Source organism: Enhygromyxa salina (assembly GCF_002994635.1).
Classification (GTDB): domain Bacteria; phylum Myxococcota_A; class Polyangia; order Nannocystales; family Nannocystaceae; genus Plesiocystis; species Plesiocystis salina_B.
In genome coordinates this window covers 13,291-29,202 of sequence record NZ_PVNL01000109.1, presented here as the reverse complement: position 1 = coordinate 29,202, position 15,912 = coordinate 13,291, and the positions used below count along the sequence as shown (strand labels likewise).

The 15,912-nt window shown below is 69.2% G+C and carries 11 protein-coding genes; 5 read left to right on the top strand and 6 right to left on the bottom strand.

Features of this window, described 5'->3' with window-relative positions; all coding sequences use genetic code 11:
* Positions 1–90: 90 nt before the first annotated feature.
* Positions 91–1,005 (bottom strand): M14 family metallopeptidase, encoded by a 915-nt coding sequence (locus ENSA7_RS26920; RefSeq protein ID WP_106092221.1) that lies wholly within the window; start codon positions 1,003–1,005, stop codon positions 91–93.
* 82 nt (positions 1,006–1,087) lie between these two features.
* On the bottom strand, positions 1,088–1,714 hold the full coding sequence (locus tag ENSA7_RS26915; RefSeq protein WP_181234150.1) for an RNA polymerase sigma factor: 627 nt from the start codon (positions 1,712–1,714) through the stop codon (positions 1,088–1,090).
* A 217-nt stretch (positions 1,715–1,931) separates the two neighbouring features.
* Here ENSA7_RS26915 and ENSA7_RS26910 point away from each other — a divergent pair, with 217 nt between their 5' ends.
* From ENSA7_RS26910 to ENSA7_RS26895, 4 genes are all read left to right on the top strand, one after another.
* Positions 1,932–5,282, top strand: a complete 3,351-nt coding sequence (locus ENSA7_RS26910) for a WD40 repeat domain-containing serine/threonine protein kinase (RefSeq protein ID WP_181234149.1) — start codon at positions 1,932–1,934, stop codon at positions 5,280–5,282.
* An 83-nt stretch (positions 5,283–5,365) separates the two neighbouring features.
* On the top strand, positions 5,366–8,383 hold the full coding sequence (locus ENSA7_RS26905) for a carboxypeptidase regulatory-like domain-containing protein (RefSeq protein WP_106092218.1): 3,018 nt from the start codon (positions 5,366–5,368) through the stop codon (positions 8,381–8,383).
* Positions 8,384–8,448: 65 nt separating this feature from the next.
* Complete coding sequence (locus tag ENSA7_RS26900) at positions 8,449–8,811, top strand: J domain-containing protein (protein ID WP_106092217.1); 363 nt, start codon at positions 8,449–8,451, stop codon at positions 8,809–8,811.
* Between the two features lie 95 nt (positions 8,812–8,906).
* Positions 8,907–10,433: an Eco57I restriction-modification methylase domain-containing protein gene (locus tag ENSA7_RS26895; protein WP_106092216.1), complete on the top strand. Its 1,527-nt coding sequence runs from the start codon at positions 8,907–8,909 to the stop codon at positions 10,431–10,433.
* Positions 10,434–10,638: 205 nt separating this feature from the next.
* Here the strand turns inward: ENSA7_RS26895 and ENSA7_RS26890 are convergent, their stop codons facing one another.
* From ENSA7_RS26890 to ENSA7_RS26880, 3 genes are read right to left on the bottom strand one after another with little or no spacing between them, the layout of a single operon-like run.
* Positions 10,639–11,436, bottom strand: coding sequence for a hypothetical protein (locus tag ENSA7_RS26890; protein WP_106092215.1), 798 nt, complete (start codon positions 11,434–11,436; stop codon positions 10,639–10,641).
* Entirely contained in the window at positions 11,433–11,927 is a 495-nt protein-coding gene (locus ENSA7_RS26885; RefSeq protein ID WP_106092214.1) for a hypothetical protein, read from the bottom strand. Before ENSA7_RS26885 ends, ENSA7_RS26890 begins: the two co-directional genes overlap by 4 nt.
* Positions 11,927–12,949 (bottom strand): DUF6620 family protein, encoded by a 1,023-nt coding sequence (locus tag ENSA7_RS26880; RefSeq protein WP_106092213.1) that lies wholly within the window; start codon positions 12,947–12,949, stop codon positions 11,927–11,929. Before ENSA7_RS26880 ends, ENSA7_RS26885 begins: the two co-directional genes overlap by 1 nt.
* Positions 12,950–13,100: 151 nt before the next feature.
* Here ENSA7_RS26880 and ENSA7_RS26875 point away from each other — a divergent pair, with 151 nt between their 5' ends.
* Positions 13,101–15,032, top strand: coding sequence for an anaphase-promoting complex subunit 10 family protein (locus ENSA7_RS26875; protein ID WP_106092212.1), 1,932 nt, complete (start codon positions 13,101–13,103; stop codon positions 15,030–15,032).
* Positions 15,033–15,059: 27 nt separating this feature from the next.
* On the opposite strand, the gene ENSA7_RS26870 is transcribed toward ENSA7_RS26875, so the two are convergent.
* Complete coding sequence (locus ENSA7_RS26870; protein ID WP_106092211.1) at positions 15,060–15,902, bottom strand: sterol desaturase family protein; 843 nt, start codon at positions 15,900–15,902, stop codon at positions 15,060–15,062.
* Between the last annotated feature and the right edge of the window lie 10 nt (positions 15,903–15,912).

Sequence of the window (15,912 nt, the reverse complement as noted above, 5' to 3'; positions counted from 1 at the left end):
GCAGGCGCCATTCGTAGACTGGATCACCTTGGGCAGCGGGCTGTTTTCAGCTGCCACGGTGTCTGTGGGGGGTCATGTACTCCCCCCGACTCAGGCGTGCGCGAGCGCGTGGTCGAGCGCGGCGCGGACGGCCGCGACCTGGGCGAGGTTGCACTGCTCGGCCGTGGCCTTGGGGCTGTCTGGGTAGACCTCCGTGGTGCTGGTGAACCGGGCACCGGTCATGCCCGCGCACAGCCCCAGGGCAGCAAAGGGATAGTGAATGACGCCATGCTGCATCACCTTCGAGCCGATGATCTCGCCATTCGCGTCGGCCGGTGCAATGTGGGTCACCGCCTCGACGCCGGCCACGATCGCGGCCTGGAAGCCGGGCTGCGGGTTCTCGCTGTCCCCCACCGTGTAGAACCCGTCGGGGATCAACCCCGGCTCAAAGGCCTCGCCGTCGCGCGCGGCCAGGGCTGGGCGGAACTCGGCCTCGTCGCTGTCGGTGGTCTCATGCAGATCAATGTGGAGGAGAAACTTCACCCCGAGTCGCTCCACGAGCTTCATGAGCGCGGCCGACTCCTCGGCGGGGCTGTCGGCCACGAACGAGCGATTCGGATCGACCGCCCGCGGATTCCAGCGATTGATGACCTCGTAGCCCCAGGGGCTGACGCAGGGCACGACCACCAAGTTGACGCGGGCGGCGTAGTTCGAGGCGGCGGTCGCGAGGAACGCGAGCGCTCCCTGGACGCCGCTGGTCTCGTAGCCGTGCACGCCGCCGGTCACGAGCGCCCAGGGTGCCTGCGGCCCAGCCTGTTCGCAGCGCACACACAGCAACGGGTAGCGCTGGGGGTCGAGGCTGGAGGCGCCGTATTGCTCGACCGTAAACGCCGGGCCGAGTCGCGCCAGCTTGCTGCGCACCTCGTCTTGATAGCTGCGCTGGATCTGCTGACGCTCGTACCAGGCGGCCTTGTCGGCGTCGGTCCATGGGGTTCCTGGGCTGCCGATCGGATAAAAATGATTCATGGTCGCGCGCTCTGGATCGGACCCAGTTGTGCCACACGGATCGGACCGCGCCAAACTCCATCCCCGCCGGGTTGAGCGGCGCTCACTCCGAAGATCCGCCGTCAACCAGCGCTCGGATCTCACGGGCCCAGGCGTCGAGGTTGTCGGCGCTGTCGGTCAGCGCGACGCCGAGCGAGCGGGCCACTCGTGCCAGCGCCCGCTCGAGCGCCATGCGAGCCTTGCGTAGCCGGGTGCGGATCGTGCCCTCGGGGGCGCCGTAGAGTTCGGCCAGCGCCGGCCCGCCGAGCTCCTCCCAGTAGTAGAGCTCGAGCAGGATCTGATCTTCCACGCTCAGCTGCCGGAGCGCGTCGAGCAGCAGGCGATCGCGCTGGCGTCGGGCGATGATCGTGGTGCCGCCGACGAACAGATCGGCGACGGAGCTGACGTCGAAGTCGATCTTGTCGTGCTTGCGCGCGCGGGTCCGGTAGTGGTGCAGCAGCACGTTGCGGGCGACCCCGAGCAGGAACGGGGCGAACCGGGCGTCGTCGCGCAGCTGATCGCAGCTCTCCAGGCACGTCAGCATGGTCTGCTGGATCAGGTCGTAGATCTCATCGCCGACCTTGTTCTTGAAGAAGCGCGCGAGCCGGGCGTAGTGGCGATCGAACAGCTGCGATCCGGCCCGGCTGTCGCCGTCGCGCCAGGCTGCGAGGAGCGCGGAGTCGGGGGTCACGCGGGCCAGGATAGCCGATCAGCCCGCTGCCCAAGGTGAACCAGTCTACGAATGGCGCCTGCAAGCGGGTCAGAAGCCTGACCCGAGCTGAAAACACTTTCTGCAATTGCCCCGGGCGGTGCCGGGAACAAGTCAGGTGAGGCCCGCAGCCATGCACAACCGAACACAGAACACCGCTTCGTGCGACCATCGCCAATCCCGCTCTAGCTTGGGATCCATGCAGACCGAGACGACATCGCGCACACCCGCCCGAGATCTGGCCGCGTCGCTCGGCCGCCAGCTGCTGCGCCAGCGGATGTTCCCGACCGAGACCAAGATCAACTCGATCGGGCGCTACGTGGTCTTGCGGTTCGTTGGCGCGGGCGGCATGGGCCAGGTGTTCGCGGCCTACGACCCCACGCTGGACCGCAAGGTCGCGCTCAAGCTGCTGCCGACCACGTTCGGCGGCGAGCTCGAGCAGCGCACGAGGCTGCTGCGCGAGGCCCAGGCGCTGGCCAAGCTCTCGCACCCCAACGTGGTCCAGGTCTACGAGGCCGGGGAGCACGAGGGCCAGGTCTACGTGGTCATGGAGTTCGTCGCGGGGCAGACCCTGGGCGAGTGGACAGCTGGCGAGCATGCCGAGGGCGCGCGGCCGAGCGCTCGGGCGATCCTCGACAAGTACCTTCAGGCCGGGCGTGGGCTGGCGGCCGCGCACAAGGCTGGCCTGGTCCACCGCGACTTCAAGCCGTCGAACGTGATCGTCGATGACGATGGCTGCGCGCGCGTGCTCGACTTTGGCCTGGTCGCAGGGGCCGATGATCCCGTCGAGCTCAGGCCGGTCGGAGCTGCCGACGCGAGCGCGTCGCTGCGGGCCTTAGACGTCGAGCTGACGACGACGGGGACGCTGCTGGGCACGCCGGCCTACATGGCGCCGGAGCAATTCTCGGGCGCCAAGATCGACGCGCGCACGGATCAGTTTGGGTTTTGTGTGGCGCTGTTCGAGGCCCTGACGGGGGCGCGGCCGTTCGCGGGCAGCACCGTCGCCGAGCTGAGCAGCAACGTCAGTGAGGGGCGGCGAAGCGGGTCGATCACGGCCCGGGTGCGGTCGGGCCGGCTCGCGCGGGCGCTCAATCGCGGCCTCGCGGCCGATCCGGAGCAGCGCTGGCCTTCGATGCAGGCGCTGCTCGACGCGCTCGAGCCCCGCGCGCGCTGGCAGGTCGCGGCGGCGACCGCCGCGGTGGTCCTCCCGATCGTCGGCTTTGGCGGCTGGGCGATGGTGGACGGGTACGAGCGCCAGCTCGAGGATCAGGCCGATGTGATCGCAACCCAAGCCGATCGGGCGGATCGTCTCGCGATCGAGCGCGCCGTGCTCGACGAGGCCGGGCGCGCGAGCGAGATCCAGATCGCCGCGCACACGCCAGGCCGGGAGCTCGAGGCGCTCGCGCTCGGCGTCGAATTTCTGGCCGCGGACGGCTCGGGTCACGACGCCGCACGCGATGTTGCGTTGGGGGGCCTGGCGTCGGCGCTGGGCTCGGTGGTCCCGCTCGCTGACCTCGCTGGCGCCGATCACCTGGTCGCGGCGGTCGAGTTCTCGGCGGACGGCTCGCGGCTGGTGACCACGCCCTCCCACGCGGGGACCGGCGATCAGCTCGGCACGACGACGGCGCCGCCGCGCAACCTGGACGTGTGGTCGACCGAGCCCGCGCGCAAGCTTCACTCGATCGCGTTGGGTGATCTCGAGGTCGGCCATCGGACCCCCGCGATCAGCCCCGATGGCCGGCTCGTCGCCGTGAGCTCGGGTCAGCGCTGTGTCGTGTTCGACCTCGAGGCGGGCGAGCGGGTCCACGAGCTCGACGGGTGCACGGATCCGCTGTTCGCCGTCGACGGTCGCACGCTGTTTGCGAGGCTGCCCTGCGTCGACCTTCCTCCGCCCGGCGAGACCAAGGTGCGGGGCACGTGTGGGGTCGCGGCGTGGACCCTCGACGATCGAACCCAGGAATGGGCGAGGCCGCTGCCCGAGCGCGTGGGCGCGACGCTGGTCCACCCTGACGGTGAGCGCCTGATCGTGATGCCCGCCGCAGACGCCAGCGTGGGGATCGACCTGCTGTCGACCGCCACCGGGGAGCGAGACGCCCTGCTCGCGCGCCCGAGCCCGACGCCGCTCGGTCCAGAGCGGCCCGAGCACGTGGCCCTGTCGGGCGACGGGCGCAAGCTCGCCGCGATCGAGACGGGTGGCGACGGCTCGGTGGTCGTGTGGGATCTCGAGTCGCGGGCGCCCGCGCTGCTCGAGCTCCAGCCGACCGGGTGGGGCTGGTACTTCAGCTCCCCGCTGCTCTCGCACGACGGCACCGAGCTGGTGCTCCACGGCAGCGGCGCTGGACTGACGCTCTACGACGTCGGCGCGGGCCGGCTGGACTACGCGCAGTCGTGGGGGTCGTCGCAGGCGGTCGCGCTGCCGTCGGGTTGGCTGGCGATCAACGAGGGTGAGTGGTTCGAGCGACCGCGGGCGCACCCGCGTCAGGCCGCGGCGTTCGTCGACGAGCTGGTCGCCAGCGTCGACGGCCGGTTTGTCGCGTCGGTGTCGGGTGGCAGCGCGCGGCTGTGGAGCCCGGAGGCCCACCTCGAGGTCGACCGGTGGAGCGCGCCGGGGCGCGAGCTGATCCGCGAATTCTCGGACGAGGTGATCGTCACCCAGATCGGCTACGGGTCGCTGCAGGTCTACCCGCGGGCGGGCGCGTCCACGCCGACTGCGGTCGACGCCACCTACGAGCGGACCGAGGTGCTCGAGTTCGCCAGCGAGCGACCCACGCGGGTGGTCTACAACCTCGACGGTCGCTACGAGATCCGCGATCTCGGAGCCGCCGCGCCGCTGTGCCAGATCGACGCCCACCACAGCGAGGGTTGGGCCCTGAGCAGCGACGGCCTGACCTTCGCGGCGCTCGACGGCGCGGGCGGGGTCCAGATCTGGAACGTCGACACCTGCGACGTGCGCGAGCGGTTCAGCTGGCCCGAGGCCGAGGGTCAGGGCGAGCTGCGGCTGCACTTTGGCGTGGATCGGTCGCTCCGCGCTCGCACGGCGCTGGGCCTGAACGTGATCCGCGACGGCTCGGGCCGGACGGTGCGGATCGACGAGCAGTGCGTCAAAGAGGACGCCGGGTGGTCGCAGCTGTCGCCCGATGGGCGGATGTTGCTGTCGTGCTGCAACAGCCGCGCGGCCGAGCACAACCCCGGCCGGCTGTGGGATACAGCCACCGGTGAGCTGATCCGCGAATTCGATCTGCGCGGCTATGCGATGGAGGCTCAGATCTCGGCCGACAATCAGCTGATCCTGATCAACGCGGGTCAGCGTGAGATCGCGGTGGTGCGGATCGCCGACGGGCGCGAGCTGTTCCGGCTCCCCGGCCGGTTGTGGCCAATGCGATCGGCCAAGACCCGCGCAGGCGAGCACGGCTTGGTCCTGGATCTGGTCACCGACGACGGTGGACTGGTGACCCTGCCGCTGAGCGTGGCCGGGCTGGTCAACGCGGCGTGCGAGGTGCTTGCCCGATCCGAGTTTGCGGAGCGGAGCGACCCATACTGTGGTAGCTAGGCCCGGTTGAGAGTGGGCAACAACGTTCTGACGGGTGGGGCGTTCCGCTCGCAACGACTTTGAAGGTCACCAGCAGGTAACGAATGAGCGATCGTAAACAACTGAAGTTCGGCGTCCTCGCGGCGATTGTGGTCATCCTGGGTCTCGGCGCGTGGTGGCTGGGCGCGAACAAAGACGACTCCGGCACCGCAACGGCCGAACAAGGCGCGACCAAGCAGCTCGACCTTGGCGCCCGCCCGGTGAACAGCGAGCCGCTCGACAGCGGGACGCTGCTGCTGCGTGCTGACAAAGCCGTGGTCTCGGGCACGATCCTCGACGATCAAGGCCGCGGGATCGCGGGCGCCACGGTCTGCGCGTGGGCGGATCAGTCGGCGCTGCGCGGGGCCGGGGATGGGCGCCCGCGCTGCGTCAAGTCCGAGCACGACGGCCACTATCGGCTCGAGGATCTGTGGCCGGTCCCCACCTCGATCGGCGCGGGCGCGCCAGAGTTTCGGCCGGGCCGATGGAGCGAGCGCGTCGACGGGCGAGTGCGCTACGAGCTGCGCCTGCATCCGGGCCAGGAGGTCCGGGACACCAACATCACGCTCGAGCGTGGCGGCGTGGCGATCCGGGGGGTCGTCAAAGACATCAGCGGTGGTGTGATCGACGGCGCGCTGGTCGGCGTGGGCGAGCGCTGGGGCTTCAACAGCAGCTCGTTCGTGGCCGCGCTCAGCGACGACGAAGGGCGCTTCGAGCTGTGGACGGATCCCGGCGTGGCCTCGCTCAACGCCCAGGCGCAGGGCTACGCGAGCGCACGCACCGACAGCGCGGCGCCGACCGAGCAGGCCGAGATCTTCATGACCCCGGAGTCGACGATCACCGGCACGGTCGTGCACGCCGAGACTGGCGCCCCCGTGCCACACGCCACGGTGGTCGCCAAGGGGGCCCGGTTCGCCAGCGGCGGTCGCGGTGCGGCGATCACCGACGGGGAGGGCCAGTTCCAGATCACCGGGCTCGAGCCTGGGGTCTATGACGTGATCGCTACAACCGACGAGCTCTATGGCGAGACCGTCGAGCAGATCCACCTTGGCCTCGCGCAGGCCGCCGAGGGCACGATCGTGATGGCGCATCCTGCTGCCTCGCTGACCGGCAAGGTCGTGATCGCCGAGACCGGGGCCCCGTGCACGGACGGCAGCGTTCGCCTCGACGCCAAGGATCTGCGCCAGTCCAGCCCCATCGACGAGCAGGGCGGCGTGGTGGTGCGCGCGCTGTTGCCTGGCGAGTACGAGGTCGAGATCCGCTGCGACGGGTACATGACCGAGCCGCGCTACGAGCCGATCATCATCACGGATCAAAACCTCATCGAGGTCGAGTGGCGGGTGCACACGGGGCTCGCAATTCGCGGTGTCGTCGTCGACAGCAACGGCGACGCGCTGGCGAACATCCACGTGAGGGCAGCACCGAAGCTCAAACCTGGCGCCGATCCCCGCGGTCAGCAGACCTCGAGCTGGGGCCGCCAGACCGAGGCCGATGGCAGCTTCGAGCTGCAGGGGCTGCTGCCCGGCAGCTATGAGCTGACGGCCGCGAGCGCCGACTACCCCGGCCTCGACGAGCCGCTCCTGGTCGAGCTGAGCGAAGCCGCCGACCTCGAAGGCGTGCGCCTGGAGCTGCCAGCGACCGGGCGCCTGGTTGGGATCGTGCGCGACGAGGCTGGCGCGGGCGTGGCTGGGATCTCGGTCTCGGTCCGTGGCATCGATAGCCACTCGAGCGAGACCACGCAGACCGGAGACGACGGACGGTTCGTGTTCGAGCGGCTTCGCCCTGGCGGCGCTCGGGTTCGGGCCCACGGGGGCTGGTTCGAGGACATGCGCGCGCCGGGGAGCTCCGACGATGACGTTCAGGGCGAGGTCGTGGACATCGCTGAAGGTCACGAGGCCGAGGTCGAGCTGGTCGTCGAGACCCGCAACGGCACGATCAGCGGTCGCGTGGTCGATGGCGACGGCGGGCCGGTGACCGACGCGTTCATTGACGCCACGCGGATCTCGGACAGCGCAGCGGCCGGAGCCTCGAGCGCGCGCGGGTCACTGCGGTGGGGTTGGGGACGCAAGCCGATGCTCAGCGACCACGACGGCGCGTTCGAGCTGCGCGACCTGTCCGAGGGCAGCTACATGCTCCGCGCCTACCGAAAGGGCGGCGGCGAGGCGATCGTGGAGGACGTCGAAGTGGGCGCCAGCGGTGTGGTGCTGACGATCGTCGAGACCGGACAGATCGCGGGCAAGGTCGTGTTCGCGGGCGGCCAGACCAGCCCGGAGCGGTTCGAGGTTCGGGTTGTTGACAAGGCCGCCGCGTTCACGCGCAGGGACAGCTTCTTTCGCAGCCAAGGTGTGTTCGCCATGCGCGAGCTGCCCCCCGGTACCTACGAGATCGCGGTGTCCGCGACCGGGGGCGCCGCCTCGACCACGGTCGAGCTCGCGGCCGGGGCGTCGGTCGACGACGTGCAGATCGAGCTGCAAGCGATGATCACCGTCACCGGTCGGTTGGTCGACGCCGACACTCGCGCGCCAGTACCTGGCCACCGCGTCACGATCAGCGCGCGCAACGGCTCGATGAACTTCGGCTTGGATGACAAGGGCGAACAACGCGATGTCAGCGGTGCCGACGGCCGGTTTGAGGTCGAGGACGTGCCGACGGGACGGGTCAACATGATGATCCTCCCCCGCGACTTCACGGCGGACTCCGACTACGGGTGGAACCACCGCAGCCTCACCCTGGCAGCCGAGCCATCGCCGCTCGACATCGGCGACATCGAGCTGCTCGTGTCGCGGCTCGACAAGCGCGAGACCGGGGGCGACCTCGGCTTCAAGACCAAGCCCAACGGCCCCGAGGTCGAGCCCGAGGACGAGCAGTTTGAAGTCGCGGTGATCCGGCCCGGTGGCCCCGCCGCTGCCAGCGGCCTCGCACCCGGTGATCAGATCACCGCGGTCGATGGGCGCGGGGTCACGGGTCTCGACAGTCACCGCTACAACAAGCTGACCCGCGCGCCGCCCGGCACCAAGATTCAGCTGACGATCGAGGGCAAGCCGGAGGTGACAATCGTGCTCGGGCCGCCTGTAGAGTGGTGATTGGGTTGCAGTCGGTTGCGGAGGCTTCGCTGCGGGGCCGCAAACCTGTTATTGAATACAGGCTGATGCGCGACCCCGACTACTACGAGATCCTCGGCCTTGGGCCCGAGGCCGAGACCGACGAGATCCTCCGGGCCTTCCATCGAGCCCTCGAACACGACCGCTCGAGCGGCACAGGCCGCACCCCTGCGCGCACGCGGCTGATCGAGGAGGCGTTTGCCGTGCTGATCGATCCGACCAAGCGGGCCGAGTACGACGCCCGCTGTGTCGGCGAGGATCTGATCGACGAGACCGCTGCGGCGATCTCGAAGGTCAGTCCGCCGATCTCGGACCAGCGCGTCGAGCAGCTCGAGACCCACGAGCGGGAGCTGCTCGAGACGCTGCGTCAGCAGGCTGCGGCGGCCCGCCGGGCGCGCGGGAAGTCCTGATCGAGGGCCCGACCGGACGGGGCTTACGCGAGCTCCGCGGTTGCGTGTAACGTCGCCCCCCACAGACCCCTCGCGGCGCGAGTGGGTGAGCCCACGTGACTGACGAGCGACAGCACGATCCGGGCGGCGAGGCCGGCAGTCCCGTCGCCGAGGCAGACCGCCGGGCGCGGGCGCTGGGTGCGACGTCGACCAAGGCGCACAAGAAGCGGTGGGGGCAATTCTTCAGCCCGGCTGCGCTCGGCGAGTTCATGGCGAGCCTCGTCGACCTCGGCGAGCTCGATCAGCTCGGCGCCCTGCGGATCCTCGATCCGGGCGCGGGCACTGGGGTCCTGGGGCTGAGCCTGGCCGCGCGCGCGCTGCGAGACCAGCCAGGCCGCCGGGTCGAGCTGGTCGCGGTCGAGTCCGAGCCGGGGGCGCGCGATCAGCTCGTGCGCAGCTTGACCGTGGCGGGGCGGGTCCTGGGTCCTGGCTTCTCGTTCTCGGTGCTGAGCGAGGACGTGCTCGAATTGGGGGATCGGCCGGTCGGGCGATTTCACCTCGCGATCGCCAATCCGCCCTATTACAAGCTGCCGCCATCGGACCCGCGCGGGGGCGATGCCCCAAATATCTATGCGCGCTTCATGGAGGTCGCGAGCGAATTGCTGCACCCCGGCGGGGCGCTGTGCTTCGTGGTCCCGCGCAGCTTCGCCTCGGGCCGCTACTTTCGGCGGTTTCGTACGCGCTTTCACCAGCAGATGCGGCTTCGCAGGGTTCACGTGTTCGACTCGCGCACCGACGCGTTTCGCGGCGACGCGGTGCTGCAAGAGAACATCGTGGTGGTGTATGCCAAGCAGGCGGGCGCGCAGCATGAAGTGATCATCTCTCGCTCTCAGGGGTTGGGGGATCTCGCTTCGGTCAGCTGCCTGCGCGCGCCCTCGCGTGATGTCGTGGGCGACGACGCAGACGCGGTGGTCTCGCTGCCGACCAGCGCGGATGAGCTTCGATTGCTGCAGGCGGTCCGCGGTTGGCCGATGGTGCTGGCTGATCTGGGGCTACAGGCGTCGACCGGACCGATCGTGCCGTTTCGGGCGACGGACTACCTCGAGCACGCGCGCCAGCGCGACACCTTGCCGTTGTTGTGGTTGCAGCACGTGTCGGCGGATGGCGTGACCTGGCCGCTGGGTCAGCCGTTTCGCAAGCAAGAGCACGTGCGGGCGTCGATCGGTGACGCGCGTCTGCTCGCCAATCGTAATTACGTGCTGCTGCGTCGGTTCTCTGCGAAGGAGGACCCGAAGCGGATCACCGCCGCGCCGCACCTTGCGAAGCATCTCGAGTGCCGCGCGTTTGGGCTCGAGAACCATGTGAACTATATCCACCGTCCGGGGGGGATGTCGGAGATGGAGGTGATCGGGCTGGCGGCCCTGCTTGGGTCGCGGACGATTGATACTTACTTTCGGATCTGCAGCGGCAACACCCAGGTCTCGGCGACCGAGCTGCGGGTGCTGCCGTTGCCTGACTTGGGGGTGATCCATGCGATCGCCCAGGCGTCGCGGCGAGCGGGGCGGGGCCAAGCTGTGGCGGTCGAGCGGATCATTGCGACGAGCCTTCGTGACCAACCGCGCGAGCTCGGCCGCGCGAGCTGACCGTGCCCCTCCCGAAGGTCATGTACCTGTGTATTTGTCCAGCTGGGCGTCCCCGAGCACCGTGCCCCTCCCACCGTGCCCCTCCCGAAGGTCATGTACCTGTGTATTCGTCCAGATGGACAGATGCCCCCCACCGTCAACCCGCCCCACAAGCCACCCGATGACATCCCGGCATACAAGTCTGTGCTCTCGAAGTAGTCGCGGCTCAGCGAACTCGACGCGGCGAGCCGGCCTGCTTCCAGGCGCTCTCGCGCTCGAGGCCCTGATAGAATTGATGCATCCGCCCGCGCAGCTCCTTGTCGAGCTCGCCCGCCGTGTTGGGCAGCAGCTTGGCGCGCTCGCGCAGATAGCCGGTCAGATACTCGATCTCCGCCTGCTCCCACGCTTGCAGCTGCGCGAGCGTGGCCGACCGGGCGTGGCGGGCGGCCTTGTCAGCGTGGTAGCGCGCGAGCCACTGCGGCCAGCAAGCCTCGCGCCACAGATGATGCGACATGGCCTCGGCCATGCGCGCGCGCGGTCCCGGCTCGATCGTGACCAGCGCGCCGCAGTGCTGACAGCTGACCTCGATCGACTGCAAGGTGACGGCGTGCTGAAGCTCGGCACCGCACTGGCTGCAGCGCAGCTGGCCCTGCTCGGTCGCGGCCATGCCTAACAAGCTGCGGATCGCGTCGGCGAAGATCTTGGTCTCGATCTGCTCGAGGCGGATCTCGATCTCGTCAGTCAGCGCCTCCGCCCGGGCCCAGGCCGCGTCGGCCTGATCGTAGGCCTCGGCGTCGTGATACATGTCCTGAACTTTGTCGTTCCAGCTGTCGCTGACCTTGCCGCTCAGGTCGAGCGCCCGCATGCGCATGCCCTGCCACGCGTTGCTGACCGGGGTCGGGTCACCGCCGGTCTGAACCAGCAGCGCCGCGCACCCGGCCGTGGACTCGCGCATCAGCTCGTCAAAGCGTTCGCGGATCTTGGCGAGGAACCCATCCCAGCGGGCGTCGATAGCAGCGGTCATCGTGATTCTCCACAGTAGTGACAGTGGGTCTCGCCGCGCTCGGCTCGCGGCGCGCCACAGCAGCGGCAGCAGTCGGCGCTGGCACCCGCGGCCCCGACCATGGCGGCCGGCGAACTGGCGGCGCCGGCCAGCGCGTTGGCAAAGATCGAGGCGGTGGTGACCCGGGGCTTGACCGCGCCGACGTAGTCGCGAACGGCCTGCTCGACCTCGTGGGTCAAGCGCCAGCCCTCATCCATGTGCTCGCACAGCGGCGCGACCACGCCGTTCAGCGCCCAGCGCAGCTCGAGCAGCAGCGCGCCCTTGGCTTGGCCGGGCCCCTCGCGCAGGTGTCGAGCTCGCTCGTCCGGCGGGAGCGGGGTGACGTTCAGCTTGGCCAACATCGCGTCCCAGCGAGCGTCGCCGCCCGCGGGACAGATCGACGCGAGGTTGACGATCGCCGCGATCGCCTGGCGCCCCTGGTCGAGCAACGCCGCTTGGTCCGCGTGTGCCATCAGAACGAGATGTCGTCGTCGGCTGACGCGGTCGCGTACTTGGCCTCGAACTGCTCGTGCAGCTTGGTGTAGCGGGCGTGCAGCTCACCGTTGTTGCGCATCGCGTTCTTGCTCATGTAGAGCGACCACCAGCCGCCGACTTGGCCCCACTCCATCGGGCTCATGCCGAAGCTCTTCAAGATCCCGGCCGCGTCCTTGCCCTGCGAGGATCCGGCGCTCTGGGCGACTTCGATCTCGACGTAGCGCTCGAGCGTGATCGGTGCGTCGGCTTCGGACGCGGCCTCGCCAGCGGCAGCCGAGGCTGAAGCACCCGCGAACTGCCCGACCCCCGCGCTGCCGAAGTGCTTCGAGTACTCCATCGTGATCGTGAACGAGGTGTCGCGGCTCATCCGCGCGTTCCACTCGGCCGAGATCCGATCCCAGGCGGCCTTGTCCACGCCCAGCCCGGCGATCAGCTGGTTGACGTCGCCGCCGCTCGCGACCCCGGCCTGCGCCTTGGCCCACTGCTCGAGGGTGACGCCCTCGACCGGGGCGAGATCCTCGGCCAGCGCCGCGTGCTGGTTGCCGATGTTCATCGACTGCATCGCAACCTTTTGGGTCGCGTCCATCTGCGCCTGCATGAGGTCGCCATCGGTCGGGTACTTGGCCCGCGCGGCCGGTGACTGACTCCAGCGCTCGAACGTGGCCTTGACCTGATACCAGTGCTGTGGGGAGCGGATCCCGTACTCACCAAACAGCGCGCCGCGGTCGTCCTCGTCGTCCCAGTTCTGCTCGATCCGAAACTGGGCGGCGAAGTAGCGATCGACGTCATTGTCAAAGTCGAAGCTGGCGCGATCGTCGACGGCCTCGAGCGCGAAGTCCCGCCCTTCCCCGTCGTCGTCGTCGTCGTCGTCGTCGTCGTCGGCGGCGACAGCAGCGGCGGCGGCGGTGGCGGTGGCCGAGGCGACCGGGGGAGTGTGCAAGTTGTCTTGGACTTGCTTGCGCAGACCCAAAGCCGAGAGAATGGTGTCGAGGAGGCCCATGGCCCGCGGACCCTACGCGGCCCCTCGCCCCGAGTGCCAGCCCGGCACCACCACCTGTAATTCCCGCAATTTCCCGCCCAACCCACGCAAGGACCCAACCCCACGAGGGTCTGGGGGGGTGAGGGATATCTTGCTAGTTTGCACGCGAACCATGGCCGCCCTGCGCGTTCTCGTCCGACCTCCACTGATCTCCAGCCTCGCGCTCAGCGTTGCGTTGACCGCTGCGTGCAAGTCGAACAGCGACGACGCTGCGACGTCGAGCGGCGACTCGACGACACCCAAGACCGACGGATCTGATCCCGAGGCACAACCTGCGCCGGACCCGGACGACACCGGGGGTCAGCCCGTCGACGAGCCCGACGATCCACGCGCGGCCGCCGTTGCGATCACGCGGGCCACGGCCGCGGCGAGCACCGGCGCCAAGGGTGCCAAGGGCCTCGGGTTTAGCATCGACAAGATCAGCCATCTGTTCTCGCTGATGGCCACCGCGAAGCTCCCCGTTTGGGGTGCGGCGGGGACCGGTGACGCCAAGCTGACCCGCGACGATGATCTCGACACCGCGTGGACCTGCGAGTTCGGCCAGGCCAAGCCGTGCGTGCTTGGGCTCGCGCTGCCCGAGAAGGCCAAGGTCGAGGTCGTGCGGCTGTACACCGCCGCGGGCCCGCGCTACCGCGACTACAAGGGCCACCCGCGCGTGGCCAAGGTTCGCATCCACACCGACGCGGGCTACCTCGACGCGACGGTGCCGGACGGTGCGGATCACGGCTACGTGCGCTTCGACGCGCCGGTCGAGACCCAGAGCCTGGCGATCGAGGTGCTCGAGCTCCACGCCGGCAACAAAGACAAGCAGATCCAGCTGGCCGAGGTCGAGGTCTACGGCACCGACGGCGTCGCGCGGCCACCGGTGATCCTCGACCCCGCGCTGGCGTGGACCGGGTGGGAGACCACGGCCTGGGGTGGCGACGATCTCGACCACACGATCCGCCAGGTGTTCGTGTATGTCTCGCGCCCGGAGCCTTCGGGTGAGGACGGCCCGGTCCGGCGTCGGTTTGCCCGGGCCACGGCGGTGTTCGGCCAGCTCGGTGACGACTACGCGCTGTTCGAGCGACTGTACGGGACCACCTGCGGCGCGTCGGCGGGCAACTACATGCTGTTGGACAAGCGCAACCGGATGTCCTACGCGCTCGGTGAGCTCGGCGGCGCTGGGGCCCAGGTCTATCGCCACGCCGAGGGCCATGGATTCGCGGTCGGGTGGATGACCGCCGACGGCCAATTCACGATCAAGGGCATCGTCGAAGAGGGCGGCAAGCTCAAGTGGAAGCGCCCGCCCAGCGAGGGATCCGAGGACGGCGCGACCCAGCTGCGCGCGTGGGGCTTCGATCCCGATCCGCTGCCGCGCGCCGTCCCGCTCGAGGGCGCCGTGGCTGGTTGTCACCGCGGCGGCGCGGGCGAGCTCGAGCCCGTGATCAAAGCGGCCAAGCTCACGGCCGCCGACGGGCTCGACCCCGCCCAGTGGATGGTCTGCAGCGTCGGCACCGACACGCTGTACGCGTCGGCCTCGTGTGGCGCCAAGGCCCGCGCGTATCAGCTCGACCCGAGCGGCAAGATCATCGGCAAGCACGAGAACAAGCTGGCCGACGCGCGCGGGCTCCGGCTGCGCCGCACGGGCGACAAGCTGTTCGTCGAGCTCTCGTCAAAGGGCGGCGACACCGGATCGCTGTACCTCGCCGAGCCCGGCCTGCTCACCCAGCTCGAGAGCAACGGAGCGCTGTTCGTGCGGCCGCCGAGCACCTGCACGCCCTGCACCGACGTGTGGACCAACCCGGACGCGTCGATCCCCGACGGTGAGGGCGACGAGGGCGAGTACGGCGACGAGGCTGAGTACGAGGAGTACGACGAGAGCGAGTCCGACGAGGACGGGGAGCAGGACGGGGACGAAGACGAGGAGTCGGCGTCCGATGACCCGCCCGAAGGTCCTGCCGACGATCCGGCCGACGATCCGGCCGACGACGATGCCTCCGAAGATCCTGGGGACGCCCGCCCGGCCCCGCCGCCAGGCCCGGTCCCGCCCGGTCCCGGCTGATCCCGATCGCTCGAGCTACTGCCCGAGCTACTCGGCGGCCTCGAGCGCGACCATGTCCTCGCGCAGGTCCGTCGGCCGTGGCGCCCGCGGCCCGACCAGGGTTCCGGGCCCATCCTGCCAGCGCACGACCACGCCCTCGGGGATGTCCTCGTAGCACAGCTCGGGATCTTTGTAGGTCCCGGCCAGGCGATCCCAGACGGTCGTGAACTGCCCGAGGTTGTACTGGTAGTACCAGTGGTGAAGCGTGTGGTGGCCCGTGTAGTTGATGAACTTCCAGCGGACCAGCGAGACCCGATCGTGGATCACCACGGACCAGACCGTCACGAACGAGACCATGACCAGATACAAGACCGCGTGGACCGGGAACAAGAACGCGCACAGGTGATGGGGCAGCGCCTGCGCGAACGAGTCGATCGGGTGAAACGCGGTGCTGACCCACGAGGTCGTGACCCGAAACTGGTGGTGCCGCTTGTGCAGCCAGTTGTAGAGAAAGTCAGAGTGCAGCGCGCGGTGGGTCCAGTAGATCATCGTCTCGGTGACCGCGAGGTACAAGAAGAAGCTCGCTACTAGCCAGCCCCACCCATAGTCACTGACGTCCCAGTACAGGTGGCCGTAGCCGTGCGACAGCAGCCAGTGGAACGGGACCATGAACAGCGCGTTGCCTGCGACCGACAGCGCGCCCCAGAATCGAGCCTTGCGGTTCTCTTGCGGGTCCGCGACGTAGTCCGGGTGGAAGCGCTTGCGCCCCAACACGAAGAACAACAGGTAGCTGAGGCCCGAGGCGATGAAGTAGGCCAGCAACCCGCTGATCGAGAGGACCAAAAAGATCGCGAGGGGTGCGTCTTCGATACCGAGCAGCTTGATGAGCATGGGTGGTGGG